The 12,985-nt window shown below is 63.2% G+C and carries 13 protein-coding genes, 1 pseudogene and 1 riboswitch; of the genes and pseudogenes, 5 read left to right on the top strand and 9 right to left on the bottom strand.

The features are described from left to right. The first annotated feature begins 35 nt into the window (after nucleotides 1-35). Nucleotides 36-437 (top strand): GFA family protein, encoded by a 402-nt coding sequence (locus P9230_RS29265; RefSeq protein WP_095823806.1) that lies wholly within the window; start codon nucleotides 36-38, stop codon nucleotides 435-437. On the opposite strand, the gene P9230_RS29260 is transcribed toward P9230_RS29265, so the two are convergent. The 6 genes from P9230_RS29260 to P9230_RS29235 form a co-directional block, all read right to left on the bottom strand. Further along, a complete protein-coding gene (locus tag P9230_RS29260) occupies nucleotides 434-718 on the bottom strand; it encodes a hypothetical protein (protein WP_067327851.1) in 285 nt (94 codons plus the stop codon). The genes P9230_RS29265 and P9230_RS29260 overlap by 4 nt on opposite strands. A 149-nt stretch (nucleotides 719-867) precedes the next feature. After that, on the bottom strand, nucleotides 868-2,781 hold the full coding sequence (dxs, locus tag P9230_RS29255; protein ID WP_127215634.1) for a 1-deoxy-D-xylulose-5-phosphate synthase: 1,914 nt from the start codon (nucleotides 2,779-2,781) through the stop codon (nucleotides 868-870). Nucleotides 2,782-2,913: 132 nt separating this feature from the next. Further along, on the bottom strand, nucleotides 2,914-3,834 hold the full coding sequence (locus tag P9230_RS29250) for a pirin family protein (protein ID WP_278121430.1): 921 nt from the start codon (nucleotides 3,832-3,834) through the stop codon (nucleotides 2,914-2,916). Nucleotides 3,835-3,842: 8 nt separating this feature from the next. Next, complete coding sequence (locus P9230_RS29245) at nucleotides 3,843-4,109, bottom strand: DUF2277 domain-containing protein (RefSeq protein WP_066998050.1); 267 nt, start codon at nucleotides 4,107-4,109, stop codon at nucleotides 3,843-3,845. Between the two features lie 191 nt (nucleotides 4,110-4,300). Further along, nucleotides 4,301-4,552, bottom strand: a complete 252-nt coding sequence (locus tag P9230_RS29240; RefSeq protein WP_095778033.1) for an exodeoxyribonuclease VII small subunit — start codon at nucleotides 4,550-4,552, stop codon at nucleotides 4,301-4,303. Nucleotides 4,553-4,555: 3 nt separating this feature from the next. Further along, a complete protein-coding gene (locus tag P9230_RS29235) occupies nucleotides 4,556-5,482 on the bottom strand; it encodes a histone deacetylase family protein (RefSeq protein WP_066998053.1) in 927 nt (308 codons plus the stop codon). Nucleotides 5,483-5,596: 114 nt separating this feature from the next. Next, nucleotides 5,597-5,775, top strand: a riboswitch (cobalamin riboswitch). A 42-nt stretch (nucleotides 5,776-5,817) separates the two neighbouring features. On the opposite strand from P9230_RS29235, the gene bluB reads away from it, so the two are divergent. The 3 genes and pseudogenes from bluB (at nucleotide 5,818) to P9230_RS29220 (ending at nucleotide 9,118) form a co-directional block, all read left to right on the top strand. After that, nucleotides 5,818-6,549 (top strand): 5,6-dimethylbenzimidazole synthase, encoded by a 732-nt coding sequence (bluB, locus tag P9230_RS29230; protein WP_278121429.1) that lies wholly within the window; start codon nucleotides 5,818-5,820, stop codon nucleotides 6,547-6,549. A gap of 341 nt (nucleotides 6,550-6,890) precedes the next feature. Further along, nucleotides 6,891-8,072, top strand: a pseudogene (locus tag P9230_RS29225) (aminotransferase class V-fold PLP-dependent enzyme). Between the two features lie 191 nt (nucleotides 8,073-8,263). Further along, nucleotides 8,264-9,118 carry a D-amino-acid transaminase gene (locus tag P9230_RS29220; protein ID WP_278121427.1) on the top strand — a complete coding sequence of 285 codons (855 nt, stop codon included), beginning with the start codon at nucleotides 8,264-8,266 and terminating at the stop codon, nucleotides 9,116-9,118. 242 nt (nucleotides 9,119-9,360) lie between these two features. Here P9230_RS29220 and P9230_RS29215 read toward each other — a convergent pair whose 3' ends face one another. Together P9230_RS29215 and P9230_RS29210 are read right to left on the bottom strand one after the other, a co-directional pair. Further along, nucleotides 9,361-10,341 (bottom strand): hypothetical protein, encoded by a 981-nt coding sequence (locus P9230_RS29215; protein ID WP_278121425.1) that lies wholly within the window; start codon nucleotides 10,339-10,341, stop codon nucleotides 9,361-9,363. A 144-nt stretch (nucleotides 10,342-10,485) separates the two neighbouring features. After that, nucleotides 10,486-11,076: a TetR/AcrR family transcriptional regulator gene (locus P9230_RS29210; protein WP_066998060.1), complete on the bottom strand. Its 591-nt coding sequence runs from the start codon at nucleotides 11,074-11,076 to the stop codon at nucleotides 10,486-10,488. Between the two features lie 121 nt (nucleotides 11,077-11,197). On the opposite strand from P9230_RS29210, the gene P9230_RS29205 reads away from it, so the two are divergent. Next, entirely contained in the window at nucleotides 11,198-12,421 is a 1,224-nt protein-coding gene (locus tag P9230_RS29205; protein ID WP_278121424.1) for an MFS transporter, read from the top strand. A gap of 25 nt (nucleotides 12,422-12,446) precedes the next feature. Here the strand turns inward: P9230_RS29205 and P9230_RS29200 are convergent, their stop codons facing one another. Continuing rightward, nucleotides 12,447-12,983 carry a GNAT family N-acetyltransferase gene (locus P9230_RS29200; RefSeq protein ID WP_278121422.1) on the bottom strand — a complete coding sequence of 179 codons (537 nt, stop codon included), beginning with the start codon at nucleotides 12,981-12,983 and terminating at the stop codon, nucleotides 12,447-12,449. Between the last annotated feature and the right edge of the window lie 2 nt (nucleotides 12,984-12,985).

Raw genomic sequence — 12,985 nt, 5'->3', positions numbered from 1 at the left:
TGCCTATAGTCCGCTCACCCGGGCGAGGAGGAGCCATGCTGAAGGGAACCTGCCATTGCGGCGCCGCTCACTGGACGCTGGAAGGCGATCCGGGATCGATCACCGCCTGCAACTGCACCCTTTGCCGCCGCTACGGCACGCTCTGGGCCTATGACTATGTCGACGAGCGCATCCGCATCGCAGGTCCGACGAGCTCCTACAGGAGGGTCGAGGTGGCCGAGCCCGCGCTGGAAATCCTGTTCTGTCCGAAATGCGCCTGTGTGCTCGCCTGGCGCGGGTTGCTTCCCGGCTCGAGCGGCCGCACTCGCATCGCCGTCAATGTCAGGCTGGCCCCGCCGGAGGCGGTCGCCGACCTGCCGATCGAGCATTTCGACGGCCTCGAAACGTTCGACGACCTGCCGCGCGACGGCCGCTGCGTGCGCGATATGTGGTTTTAGAAAATAGTCCGCGAGACCGGGCGCTCGACCGCCGGCATCAGGCCGTCATTGTGGGAGGCCTGCTCGCGCGGCTCAGCAGGAGCCGGCGCCGTCGGCGCGGCTTCCTGCGGCACCACCAGTTGGGGAGCCTGCTTGTAGGAGAAGCCGCCGCGGATGTTGCCCATCTTGCCGGCAACGATGTCCATCACCGCCTTTTCGAGGTTGCGATCGTAACGCGTTTCGGCTGCCACCGGCGCGGCCATGGCACTCAGCAGGGCCATGCCGCAAAGGAACGAATTCATTGTTCTTATCCCCTGCCTAGACCAGGGTTTTAGCAGGGCGCCCGTTGAAAATCGGCCAAAAGACAAGGTAACCGAACGGCCAAATGAAAACGTAAACAAACAGTTGCAACCGCAGCCAGCAAACTCAATCGGAGAGCTGAGGTTTCGATTCAGGCGCGCTGCGCCTGCATTCCATGGCCGAGTGCGGCGAAGACCGTCCGCACGATGCCGGTCGTGTCGAGGCCCGCGTCGGCATACATCTTCTCAGGCTTGGCGTGATCGGTGAACTCGTCCGGCAAGACCAGCGGGCGCACCTTGAGGCCGTTTTCCAACAGGCCTTCATGGGCAAGGAAATGCAGCACCTGGCTGGCGAAGCCGCCGACCGCGCCCTCCTCGACCGTCACGAGAACCTCATGCGAGCGCGCCAGGCGGCGGATGAGATCCTCGTCCAGCGGCTTGGCGAAGCGAGCGTCGGCAACGGTGGTCGAAAGGCCCGCGGCGCCGAGCTCCTCGGCGGCCAGCAGGCAATCCTGCAGCCGCGTGCCGAACGAGAGCAGCGCCACCTTGGTGCCTTCCTTGAGAATGCGGCCTTTGCCGATCTCGAGCACTGAGCCGCGCTCCGGCATGTCGACGCCGACGCCGTTGCCCCGCGGATAGCGGAAGGCAATCGGGCCGCGGTCGTAGTCGGCTGCCGTGCGCACCATATGGCGAAGCTCCGCCTCATCGGCGGCGGCCATGACGACGAAGCCAGGCAGCGAGGCGAGGAAGGTCGTGTCGAAGGCGCCGCAGTGCGTGGCGCCGTCGGCGCCGACGAAGCCGGCGCGGTCGATCGGGAAGCGCACCGGCAGTTTCTGGATTGCCACGTCGTGCACCACCTGATCGTAGGCGCGCTGCAGGAAGGTCGAATAGATGGCGGCGAAGGGCTTGTAGCCTTCGGTGGCGAGGCCGGCGGCGAAGGTCACCGCGTGCTGCTCGGCAATGCCGACATCGAAGGTTCGGGCCGGGAACACCTCGCCGAAGAGGTCGAGGCCGGTGCCACTCGGCATCGCGGCGGTGATCGCCACGATTCGTTCGTCCTCGCGCGCCTCCTGGATCAGGCTCTCGGCGAAGACCTTGGTGTAGCTCGGCGCGTTGGCCGGCGCTTTCGCTTGCGCGCCGGTGATGACGTCGAACTTGTTGACGCCGTGATACTTGTCGGCGGCGGCCTCCGCCGGCGCGTAGCCCTTGCCCTTCTGGGTGACGACATGGATCAGAATGGGACCGTCGCCATTATCGCGGACGTTCTTCAGCACCGGGATCAGGTGCTCCAAATTGTGTCCATCGATCGGGCCGATGTGGAAGAATCCCATCTCCTCGAACAGCGTGCCGCCGGTGACGTAACCGCGCGCATGCTCGACCGCGCGGGTGATGGCGCTGTCGGCGCGCTTGCCGAGATAGGAGGTCAGCTTCTTGCCGAAATCGCGCAGGCCGAGATAGGTCTTGCCGGAGGCAAGCCTCGCCAGATAGGCGCTCATCGCGCCGGTCGGCGGGGCGATCGACATGTCGTTGTCGTTGAGGATGACGATCAGGCGGGCATTGAGCGCGCCGGCGTTGTTCATCGCCTCGTAGGCCATCCCGGCGGACATGGCGCCGTCGCCGATGACGGCGATGACATTGTTGCGGCCGCCCGCAAGGTCGCGGCCCATCGCCATGCCGAGGCCGGCCGAAATCGAAGTCGAGGAATGCGCTGCGCCGAAGGGGTCGTATTCGCTCTCTGCGCGCCGGGTGAAGCCGGAGAGACCGCCTTCCTGGCGAAGCGTGCGGATGCGGTCGCGGCGGCCGGTCAGAATCTTGTGCGGGTAGGCCTGGTGGCCAACGTCCCAGATCAGCCGGTCTTCCGGCGTGTTGAAGACATAGTGCAGCGCAACCGTAAGCTCGACGACGCCGAGACCGGCGCCAAGATGGCCGCCGGTGTGCGACACCGCATCGATCAGCTCCGCGCGCAGTTCGGTCGCCAGCTGCGGCAGCTCGCTTTCATCAAGCGTCCGCAAATCCGCGGGGATGCGGACTTTGTCGAGGAGCGGCGTGTCAGGCTTCGGGTTCACTCTGGGACGGCCTGTCAACTTAACCTTGGGTTAACCTTCAAATATGCGCTTTGCTATGCGCGAGATAGGCTGACGGCGCGCCAATGTAAATGCGTGTCAGTGACGCGCCTGGCGCAGAATGTCCATCCTGCGCTAACCTTCCGGCAGCGGAATGAATTCTTCCTCATCGCCAGGAACGATATCGAAGCGGCCCGTCTTCCATTCTTCCTTGGCCTGCTCGATGCGTTCTTTCGAGGACGAAACGAAATTCCACCAGATATAGCGCTTGGAGCCCAGCGACGCTCCGCCGAACAGCATGAAATGCGCGCCGCGCTCGGACGACACGACGATTTCCTCGCCCGGTTTGAACACCAAAAGCCGCTCGGCCGGGAAACGGTCGCCGGCAATCGAAACCTCGCCCTCCAGCGTGTAGATGGCGCGTTCCTCGGCGTCGCCGGGGATTTTGACGCTGGCGCCCGCCGCCAGCCGCAGATCGGCATAGAGCGTTTCCGAGGCGGTCGCGACGGGCGAGCGCAGCCCGGAAAATTCGCCGATGACGACGCGGCCGCTAACGCCCTCGGCATCGATTTCGGGCAGTTGGACGACCGACGTGTTCGCGAACACCGGGGCGATTTCTTCCTTGCTGTCCGGCAGCGCCAGCCAGGTTTGCAGGCCGGAAATCGACATCGGCGCGCGGCGCAATTCCTCGGGCGTGCGCTCGGAATGAACGATGCCGCGGCCGGCGGTCATCAAATTCACGTCGCCCGGCGCGATCACCATTTCGGTGCCGAGCGAGTCGCGATGCCTGATCTTGCCGTCGAACAGATAAGTGACGGTGGAAAGCCCGATATGCGGATGCGGGCGCACGTCGATCGCATGGCCGGCGCGCAGGATGGCCGGACCCATGCGGTCGAAGAAGATGAACGGACCGACCAGCCTGCGCTTCGCCGTCGGCAAGGCGCGGCGAACCTCGAAGCCGCCAATGTCCTTGGCGTTCGGAATGACCATCAACTCGATCTGGTCGCAGGCGAAGGCGTCGCCGGCCTCAGGATCGTTGCCCGGAAAGAAGCTCATGACCGGCGTCAGGCGAAGCGGAGCGCGGATCGGGCCTTCGCCTTGGCGGCCTCTTCCTCGCGGTTGCGCGGATGCTGGGTGGTTTCGAGGCTGTCAAGCAGCTCGCGCGCGGCGGCGGCGATCGCCTCGACGGCGTGGTTGAAGGCATGCTCGTTGCGCTTGGACGGCTTGGTCGCGCCGCTCAGCTTGCGAACGAACTGCAGCGCCGCGTCATGGACCTCGTCGTCGGTCGCCGGCGGATCGAAGTTGAACAGGGTCTTGATGTTTCGGCACATGCTTTAACTCCTTACCTGCTTTCTGCCCGAACCGGTCTGACATTGTGCACCGAGGTGTGTTGAGATTCAGGTCAGACCGAGCCGAAAATGGCGGGTTCCGAGAACCGGACCGGAGCGTACTTGAAGGACGTGAGCACCGGAACCGCAGAAAGCCGCGTTTGCAGGCGGCCTCACCTGAATATCAATACACCTCACTCGGCGTCGAGCGGCTCCGTTCCAACCGGCTTGCCGTCGCGCGAGAGCCTGATCTTCTCGACCTTGTCCTCGGCGGCCTTGAGCAAGCGGTCGCAATGAGCCTTCAGCGCCTCGCCGCGCTCGTAGATCTTGATCGACTGGTCGAGCGGAACGTCGCCGCGCTCCAGATCATCGACGATCTTCTCCAGCGCGTCGAGCGCCTGTTCGAAGCTCATCGCCTTGACGTCTTGGTTAGCTTCATCAGCCATCATTCATCCCTTCATCAGCCGCCCGACATGGGCGGCGACCGAAAATGCCAATCCTTGCAGATCGTAACCGCCCTCCAGCAGGCTGACGAGCCGGTTGCCGCTGTGGCGCCCGGCGCGCTCCATCAGCTGGCCGGTCGCCCAGTCGAAATCATCCTCGGTCAGGTTGATCGCGGCCAGCGGATCGCGATGGTGCGCATCGAAACCGGCGGAAATGATGATCAGATCCGGCTGGAAGGCGTCGATCGACGGCAGCACGCGCGACAGGAAGGCGTCGCGGAACGTGTCGCTGCCGGTGCTCGGCGCAAGCGGCGCGTTGACGATGTTGCCGGCGCCGGTCTCGCTCTTGGCACCGGTGCCCGGATAAAGCGGCATCTGGTGGGTCGAGCAATAGAGCACCGACGGATCGTCCCAGAAAATGTCCTGCGTGCCGTTGCCGTGATGCACATCCCAATCGACGATGGCGACGCGCTCGGCCAGATGCTTCTCCTGCGCATAACGGGCGGCGATCGCCGCGGTGTTGAACAGGCAAAAGCCCATCGCGGTCGCTTTTTCGGCGTGATGGCCGGGCGGACGCGCGGCAACGAAGACATTGGCGGCACGGCCCTCGAACACATCGTCGACGGCGGCGTTCGCCGCGCCGATCGCCGTCACCGCGGCCTGCCAGCTTTTCGGGCTGGCGCTGGTGTCGGCATCGATCGAGACGATCCCCGTCTCGGGAATCGCAGCGCGGACACGGCCGACGAAATCCTCCGGATGCGCGTAAAGGATAGTCGCCTCGTCGCCTTCCGGCGCCTCGACGCGGTCGAGGGCCGAAAAAGCCTCGTCGTCGAGCACGCGCTCGATGGCGCGCAAACGGTCGGGCCGCTCGGGGTGGCCGGGCGGCGTGAGGTGTTCCAGGAATACGGGATGAGTGTAAAGACGAGTGGTCATGGCGCCTAATCTAGGCACCTGTCGCACGGATAGCCATGTTTCAGCGCCGAATGATTGGGGAAATCGCGCCCAATCGTGTCGCTGGCGGCATTGGCCCGGCTTCGGCTTCGCGATAAGGTCGCGTCGCTGCCTGGTGCCCGCAACGCGGGAGAATCGGGAACACGGTTGAAATCCGTGGCGTGCCCAACGCTGTGAGGGGGACCGCGCCGGCAAACGCCACTGTCCCAGACGGGAAGGCGCCGGATGCGGGTCGATCCCGAGCCAGAAGACCGGCCCGGCAGACATGGTCATCCGCATGGTCAGGCGGAGGACTGCTTATCGCAAGGGGACAAGCGATGCAGGCACGAACAGCCGCCGCCGGCGGCGATGACTTTGACCAATTGGCGCGCGACGCCGTCTACCGGGCCATGTTCACCCGGCGCGACGTGCGCAGCCATTTCCTTACCGACGATCTCGACGACAGCGTTTTGGCGCGGCTGCTCACCGCGGCACACCACGCGCCGTCGGTCGGCTACATGCAGCCCTGGAACTTCATCATCATCCGGGACGCCACAAGGCGGCGGCAGGTGCGCGACCTTTTCCTCGCCGCGCGCGAACAGGAACTGCCGGCGATCGAGGTGGAGCGGCGGGCGCTCTACCGCAAGCTGAAGCTCGAGGGCATCTGCGAAAGCGCGCTCAACCTCTGCATCACCTGCAACCGCCAGCGCTCGAAGAACTCGCCGCTCGGGCGCTGGCACAATCCGGAGATGGACCTCTACAGCACCGTCTGCGCGGTGCAGAATTTCTGGCTCGCGGCGCGGGCGGAAGGCGTCGGGGTTGGCTGGGTGAGCATCATCGAGCCCGAAGCGCTGAAGCGACTGCTGTCGATCCCCGAGCACGTCACGCCGATCGCCTATCTCTGCGTCGGCCGCGTCTCGGAATTCGCGCCAAGGCCCGACCTCGAAGCGCATGGCTGGGGCAAGCGCCTGCCGCTGCCCGAGCTGGTGATGAGCGAGACCTTTTGCGGCGCCGGCGAGGCGCCGCTCAAATCGGCGATCGCTCGTCTCGGAGAACGATTGAAGCCTTAGAGCCGCTCGGCGTTCCATAGACCCGCACCAACCGCAACGCGCCGTTCGCGTTTGCGCAATGGCGCATTGGCAGGCCTGACCGTCGTTGCCCGCTCTCAGAAACCGGGGATTGTTCGCGCATCGCTTGACAACGTGACGGTTCTTCTTGGCGTGATTGGGCCGGATCTCCGCACTCGCTTCCTCACGGCTAACCCTGTGCCAAGCGATGTCGTTCTCGGGCTTCAACGTCTCGCGAATTCACCGGCGTTCGCAATTAAATTCTGTCTTCTCATGTGAATAGGCAGATTGAGCTGGGCTACGGCGCTTATTGTCGGGCGATAGATGAGACCCGGCGCGTTCCCATGAACTTTTTTGCAATAGATCGGTCCGCCGAACATGAGGGCGAAGCGGAATGGGAGCGCATCCGCGCAAAATACCCGCCGCAAGAACCATTCCTCAACTTGAACAACGCCGCGGTCAGTCCCCCACCGACTGTTGTCGAGGAAGCGACGGTTGACGCCTACCGCTTCATCAGTCGCAATTCCGACTACAATATGTGGAGCAAGCTCGACACAGCACTTCCTCATATCAAACGCGAGCTGGCGGAACTGATCGATTGCAGCCCCGGAGAGATCGCGCTGAACCGGAATTCGTCGGAGGGTCTTTCGACAGCGATCTTCGGAATACCGCTGACTAAGGGCGATCAAGTGCTGATCTCGCCTTGGGACTACCCCAGCGTTCGTGCGGGCTGGCTGCAGCGGCAACAGCGCGAGGGCATCGAGGTTGTAAACTGCACCTTCGACCTCATGGACAGCGACGACGACATCATCGAATCCTATGTTCAGGCGATGACCCCGCGTACCCGCGTCCTGCAGCTGACTCACATGTACCACTGGAACGGGCGTGTCCTGCCGGTGAACCGGCTCTGCGAGATCGCGCGGGAGCGCGACATCATGACTGTCGTCGACGGTGCCCAGACTTTTGCTCAGATGCCGGTCAGCTTCCGCGAACTCGATTGCGATTTTTTTGTCACCAGCCTGCACAAGTGGCTCGGTGCTCCTATCGGCAACGGGATGCTGGTCGTCAGCGAACGCCGGATCGATACCACCTGGCCATTGCTTGCACCTTTCGACCAGCCCGCGGTGCACATAGACAGGTTCGACCATTAGAATCTCGGCACCTACAATTCCGCTGTCCAGGCAGGAATCGCGCCCGCAATTCAATTCCACAAGGCGATCGGCGCGGAACGGATGCATGCGCGACTGCGCGAACTCACCCGATATTGGGTAGGTCTCGTCCAGGACATTCCCGGTTTCAGGCTCCATACGCCGACCGACACGGACAGCCTCGCTGCGATAAGTCTGTTTTCGATCGACAGCATCGACATGCAGCAACTCGAGCGCGACCTTCGCGAGAAACACCAGGTCCACGTGAAATACCGCAAGGTCGAGCACGTCGAGGGTTTGCGGGTTTCGCCACACATTTACATGCTTAAGCGCGATCTTGATGCCTTCGTCGCCGCGCTGCGAAGCGCTGTGGAGTGAACCGACGAATTTTCTCTGGCTGTGCCTGACCTTAGCCGTCTGCTGTCTGGCGAATAGCGTTTTCGCAGTCGAGGGGTGCAGGATGGCAGCGCCGCTATTTGCGCTTAAAGCTGCCCAGGCCTGCACCCCGACAAGAGTTCAATAGTTTCGCTCAAGGCCGTGAGCGTGGTCTGCATTTTTGAGGTCTATCAATGCGCCAAGTCTACGTGAGTGGATCCTATCTACCGGAAAGCGAGGCCCGCATCTCGGTCTTCGATCGGGGCTTCCTGTTCGCCGACGGAGTCTATGAGGTCACGCTCGTTCTTGATGGCAAGCTCGTCGATTTTGCCAGTCACATGGCGCGCCTGCGGCGATCGCTCCGTGAGCTCGATATGCCGTTCTCCCTGACCGAAGCAGATCTTTTGAAGATCCACAGGGAGCTCATTGGACGGAACAATGTATCCGAGGGACTTGTTTATTTGCAGATCACCCGGGGCGCGGCCGACCGCGATTTCATATTTCCTACTCGGGATACGCCGAACACCGTGGTGCTCTTCACACAAGAGAAGGCACTTGTCGAAAATCCGGTCGCCATACGCGGCCAGCACGTCATAACCGTGGAAGATCTCCGGTGGCGGCGCTGCGACATCAAAACGGTGCAACTCCTGTATCCCTCCATGGCCAAAATGCAGGCGAAATCACGCGGCGCCGATGACGCATGGCTAGTGAGGGATGGTTACGTCACGGAAGGCTCTTCCAACAACGCCCATATCGTGACTTCGGATGGGACGATCGTCACGCGGGATCTCTCGAGCGATATCCTGCACGGGATTACCCGGGCAGTCGTTCTGCAGTGCGCAAGTGAACTTCATCTGCGGGTGGAGGAGCGCCCATTCACAGTAGTAGAGACCAGACTTGCGACGGAGGCGTTTTCAACGTCATCATCCGGGCTGGTGAACCCGGTGGTCAGGATGGATGGTGCGCCGATCGGCAACGGGCTGCCGGGCTTAGTCACCCGGCGGTTGCGACAAATTTATCTCGATAGAAGCCGAGCATCGGCGATCTAGCGTTGATCGTCGACCGTGTTCTCTGCGGCGTCAAACCTCGATACGCAACCTGCCGGTGGCGTTACTCAGGGCGCATATGGACCGCGCTAACTCAAGCACTCCTGACGCCAGCCCTGCACGTGAATAGCTCGCCCGAGCACTCGCGGCGCCCAAGTAGCTTGACAAGGCCGCTGCTAGACTGGCGTTCGCGCCAGATGCTAGCGGCGATCCTTCCATTGGCGAGGCATCTTCTCTGACTCTAGTCAAGCGGTCCTTGGCGAATCCCAGCGCGAGCCGCCAAAGGGGCTGAGCGCCTTGTCGCGCAGCTCCATGAACTTGGACGAGGCTTCTGCCAGGCGCCGGTCCCATTCCGGGTTGGGGACCTGGCCCTCGATGGCGGCGAAGTAGACCTGCATCAGCGAAGCGATGGCGAAGGGCTCGATGAAAGCCGCCTTGAAGGCCCAGGCGAAGACGATGGCCAACACGAAGGCCCAGCCGGCAAGCTGGCCCGGCATGACCCAGAGGATCGCGGCGGCGGGCGCCAGCATCAAAAGGAAGATGACGAAGGAAACACCCCACATGATCACCGCCAGCCAGACGGCGTTCTTGACCATCAACTTGCCGTTCTGCGCATAGAGCACGACGCCTTGCCTGGCGGTCTCGAAAGGCGAGTTGGAATTGGTGCGGATGTTGTAGCCGAGGATGATCTCGTCGACATAGGTCAGCGACAGGCGGATGACGGTGTTGATGAAGCTCACCAGACCGCTCAAGCCTGGAATGGGTAGGAACGCAGCAATGCCGCCGATCAGCCCGGTGATCGCGCGGATGGCGCCTTTCACCAGCTGGTCGACGACGAAAAGGATGTTGGCCTCGGCGAAGCGCTTCGTGACCACTTCGCGCGCATAGGCGATCTGGCCCTGGCCGTCGGGAACTTCCTGCCCGTCGATCAGATGGACCATGACGGCGATATGGCCGGCCTTGAGCACATAGAGAATGAATTCGCGGATCCAGTAGACGGCGATCGAGACCACGCCGAAGCCGACGACCCCACCCCACAAGGCAAAGGACATCGGCCCGTCCGGATCGGTCGAGATGTGGCCGACGCCGTAACCGACGCTGGCGCCGGTGCCGGTCGCCGTTATGTAGGCCACCGTGATGCCGAAATAGACGATGATGCGAAAGACGATGAACGGCCACGTCCGCATCATGATGGACACCGACCGGCCGATGCTGAAATCCCACATGGCCCCGACCCTCCGCCTCAGAGAATTGGCGGGAGAGGATGCGCTCGCTCCTGCCAAAGTCAATGTCGGAGGGATTTTGAGCGGGGGACAATTGTCTGAGGCAGCGCGGACCCGAGTGATTGCCCGGAACGCCGCGACCGGATGCTATTTGGTTTTCAGGCCTTCCAGCAGCTGCTTGAACGCCGCCACAACCTTCTTCGACGTCGCTTCCGGATCCTTGGCATTGGCGATGCGCTGCGAGGCCTGGCTACTGGCGCCGTTGATGAGCCGCGCTGCGGTCTCGGGATCGAGATCGGGAACGACGACGCCCTCCTCCTGCAGCTTTGACAGGTGATCGGTCATTGAAGCCGTGCAGGCGCTGGCGTTGGGCCACTGAGCCGGATCGCCGAGCACGGCCGGGCCGTCCCTGAACATGATGCGCTGGATTTCCGGCTCAAGCGCCATCTCGATATAGGTGGTGCATTCGTCGACGAAATGCTGCCAGCGAGTAGGCGCCCGCGAGGCCACCTCGTTCACCCGCGCCGCCATCTCGGCGTCGATCTCGGCGATCACCGCCTGCAGGAGCCCCTTCTTGTCGCCGAAATGATGATAGAGCGCGCCGCGCGTCAGACCCGCCGAAGCGGTGAAATCGTCCATCGAGGCCTCGGCATAGCCGATCGTGCCGAAGGCATGGCGTGCGGCCGCGATCAGCTTGGCGCGCGTCTCGGCGATCATCTCCTTGCGGGGCTTATGCATGGCTCCTGGCCTTATTCACATACGCGTCGTATGCTAATTGACATACGCGACGTATGAACTATCTGACATTCATACGCTGCGTATGTAATTGCGGCACCTTCCCTTGTCGAGGAACAGGACCATGCGAAACCCCTATTCGGAAATCTTTCAGGCTCCTGGCACAAAGAGCTTCGCCGCGGCAGCCTTCATCGCCCGGCTGCCGATCGCCATGGCGCCGATCGGCATTGTGGCGATGCTGTCGCAAACGCATGGCGAGTACTGGCTGGCCGGCGCCGTCTCGGCCACCTACGCTTTGGTCAACGCCTTCCTGTCGCCGCAGGTCTCGCGGCTGGTCGACCGCCTCGGCCAGAGCCGGATTGCCGTGCCGACGACACTTGTCTCGGCGCTTGCCTTCGCAACCTTGATCGTCGCGGCCAACCAGCACTGGCCGGTGTGGACCTTGTTCCTATCCGCGCTGCTTGCCGCGTTAATGCCCAGCATCCCGGCGCTGGTCAGGGCGCGCTGGACCGAGATTTTTCGCGACCGCCCCGAGCTCAATACCGCCTTCGCCTTCGAATCGGCCGCGGACGAGCTGGTCTATGTCGCTGGGGCATCGCTGTCGGTAGGCTTGAGTGCCGCGCTGTTCCCGGAAGCCGGGATGGTGGTGAGCACCTTGCTGCTCGCCTTCGGCTCGGCGGCATTCCTGCTGCAGCGTTCGACGGAACCGCCCATCCGTCCGGCCGAGGATGGCGCGGCCGGTTCGGCGATCCGCCTGCGGCCGGTGCAGATCATCACCGTCGCGCTGATCTTTGTCGGCGCGACCTTCGCAACCACGGAAGTCACCACCGTTGCCATTACCGAAGAGCTCGGCCAGCCCGAAGCAGCCAGCCTCGTCATCGGCGTCTATGCACTGGGATCCTTCGTGCTCGGCATCATCGTCGGCGCGCTCAGTTTGCGCACGCCGCTGCAACGCCAACTCGCGATAGCGGTCGCCGTCATCGCGCTCACCACGCTGCCGCTGCTTTTTGCCGACACGGTGCCGACCCTGGCGCTAGCCGTCTTCGTCAGCGGCGTTGCCATCTCGCCGACCTTCATCACCGCCTTTGGCCTGATCGAACGCCACGTGCCGCCGGCAATGCTCACGGAAGGCGTGACCTGGGTGGCCACCGGGATCGGCATCGGCATGGCGCTGGGCTCCTTCGCCGCCGGCTGGATGGTCGACACTTTTGGACCGCAGAACGGGTTCTGGGTGTCGGTGGCGGCAGGCTCAGTCGCTTTGGTCACCGTGCTCGCCGGCCAGTGTCGGCTGGCGACGCCGGACAGCGCCCCGGATGAATGCGAAGCGGCGATTGCTCCGGCTGGATGATACCGATGCATCCGGTGCTGGCTGGCTATATGTCCTGCTTTTGAACGAACTTCGCCGCCGGGACTGCGTAAAGCCCCGTCGGCGCGCCATGGAGCATGATCTCCCGCTCGAAGACGAAGCCGCATTTCTCCAGCACGCGCCGCGATGCCGAATTGGCGGGACGCGCCAGTGCGATCACCCGATCGGCGCGCAAGGCGCCGAAAGCCGCGTGCAAGCTCCCCCGGACCAGTTCCGTCGCGTAGCCATGCCCCCAGGTCTCGGGGTGAAGATGATAGGACAGGTTCAGCCCATCGAAATCGCTCGATAAGGTGACGCCGCCGAAGCCAATCAGTTTCTCATTGGCTTCGACCGCCCAGCGACCAAATCCGCGCCTGTCCCAATGATCGATGTCGCGAGCGAGCCTCGCGGCACTCTGCTGCGGCGTGTCCGGCGTCGGGTCGGGGCGATGCGCCACCAGTTCGGGGCGCGAGAAAAGATCGGCCAGAAACTCCAGATCCGCCTGTTTGGGCCGGCGCAGCAGCAGTCGTTCGGTCTGCTGGCTGACAGGCAATGGCGCGGCCATCG

The sequence above is a fragment of the Mesorhizobium sp. WSM4887 genome (assembly GCF_029625865.1).
Taxonomy (GTDB): Bacteria; Pseudomonadota; Alphaproteobacteria; order Rhizobiales; family Rhizobiaceae; genus Mesorhizobium.
This window is presented reverse-complemented; position numbering and strand designations above follow the sequence as displayed.

Bases quoted from the DNA above. Each gene is read 5' to 3' on its own strand.
- P9230_RS29260 (WP_067327851.1), bottom strand. From the start codon at position 718: ATGAATTCGTTCCTTTGCGGCATGGCCCTGCTGAGTGCCATGGCCGCG.
- P9230_RS29205 (WP_278121424.1), top strand. From the start codon at position 11,198: ATGCGAAACCCCTATTCGGAAATCTTTCAGGCTCCTGGCACAAAGAGC.
- P9230_RS29250 (WP_278121430.1), bottom strand. From the start codon at position 3,834: ATGAGCTTCTTTCCGGGCAACGATCCTGAGGCCGGCGACGCCTTCGCC.
- P9230_RS29200 (WP_278121422.1), bottom strand. From the start codon at position 12,983: ATGGCCGCGCCATTGCCTGTCAGCCAGCAGACCGAACGACTGCTGCTG.
- P9230_RS29220 (WP_278121427.1), top strand. From the start codon at position 8,264: ATGCGCCAAGTCTACGTGAGTGGATCCTATCTACCGGAAAGCGAGGCC.
- P9230_RS29235 (WP_066998053.1), bottom strand. From the start codon at position 5,482: ATGACCACTCGTCTTTACACTCATCCCGTATTCCTGGAACACCTCACG.
- P9230_RS29240 (WP_095778033.1), bottom strand. From the start codon at position 4,552: ATGGCTGATGAAGCTAACCAAGACGTCAAGGCGATGAGCTTCGAACAG.
- P9230_RS29265 (WP_095823806.1), top strand. From the start codon at position 36: ATGCTGAAGGGAACCTGCCATTGCGGCGCCGCTCACTGGACGCTGGAA.
- P9230_RS29210 (WP_066998060.1), bottom strand. From the start codon at position 11,076: ATGCATAAGCCCCGCAAGGAGATGATCGCCGAGACGCGCGCCAAGCTG.
- P9230_RS29245 (WP_066998050.1), bottom strand. From the start codon at position 4,109: ATGTGCCGAAACATCAAGACCCTGTTCAACTTCGATCCGCCGGCGACC.
- bluB (WP_278121429.1), top strand. From the start codon at position 5,818: ATGCAGGCACGAACAGCCGCCGCCGGCGGCGATGACTTTGACCAATTG.
- P9230_RS29215 (WP_278121425.1), bottom strand. From the start codon at position 10,341: ATGTGGGATTTCAGCATCGGCCGGTCGGTGTCCATCATGATGCGGACG.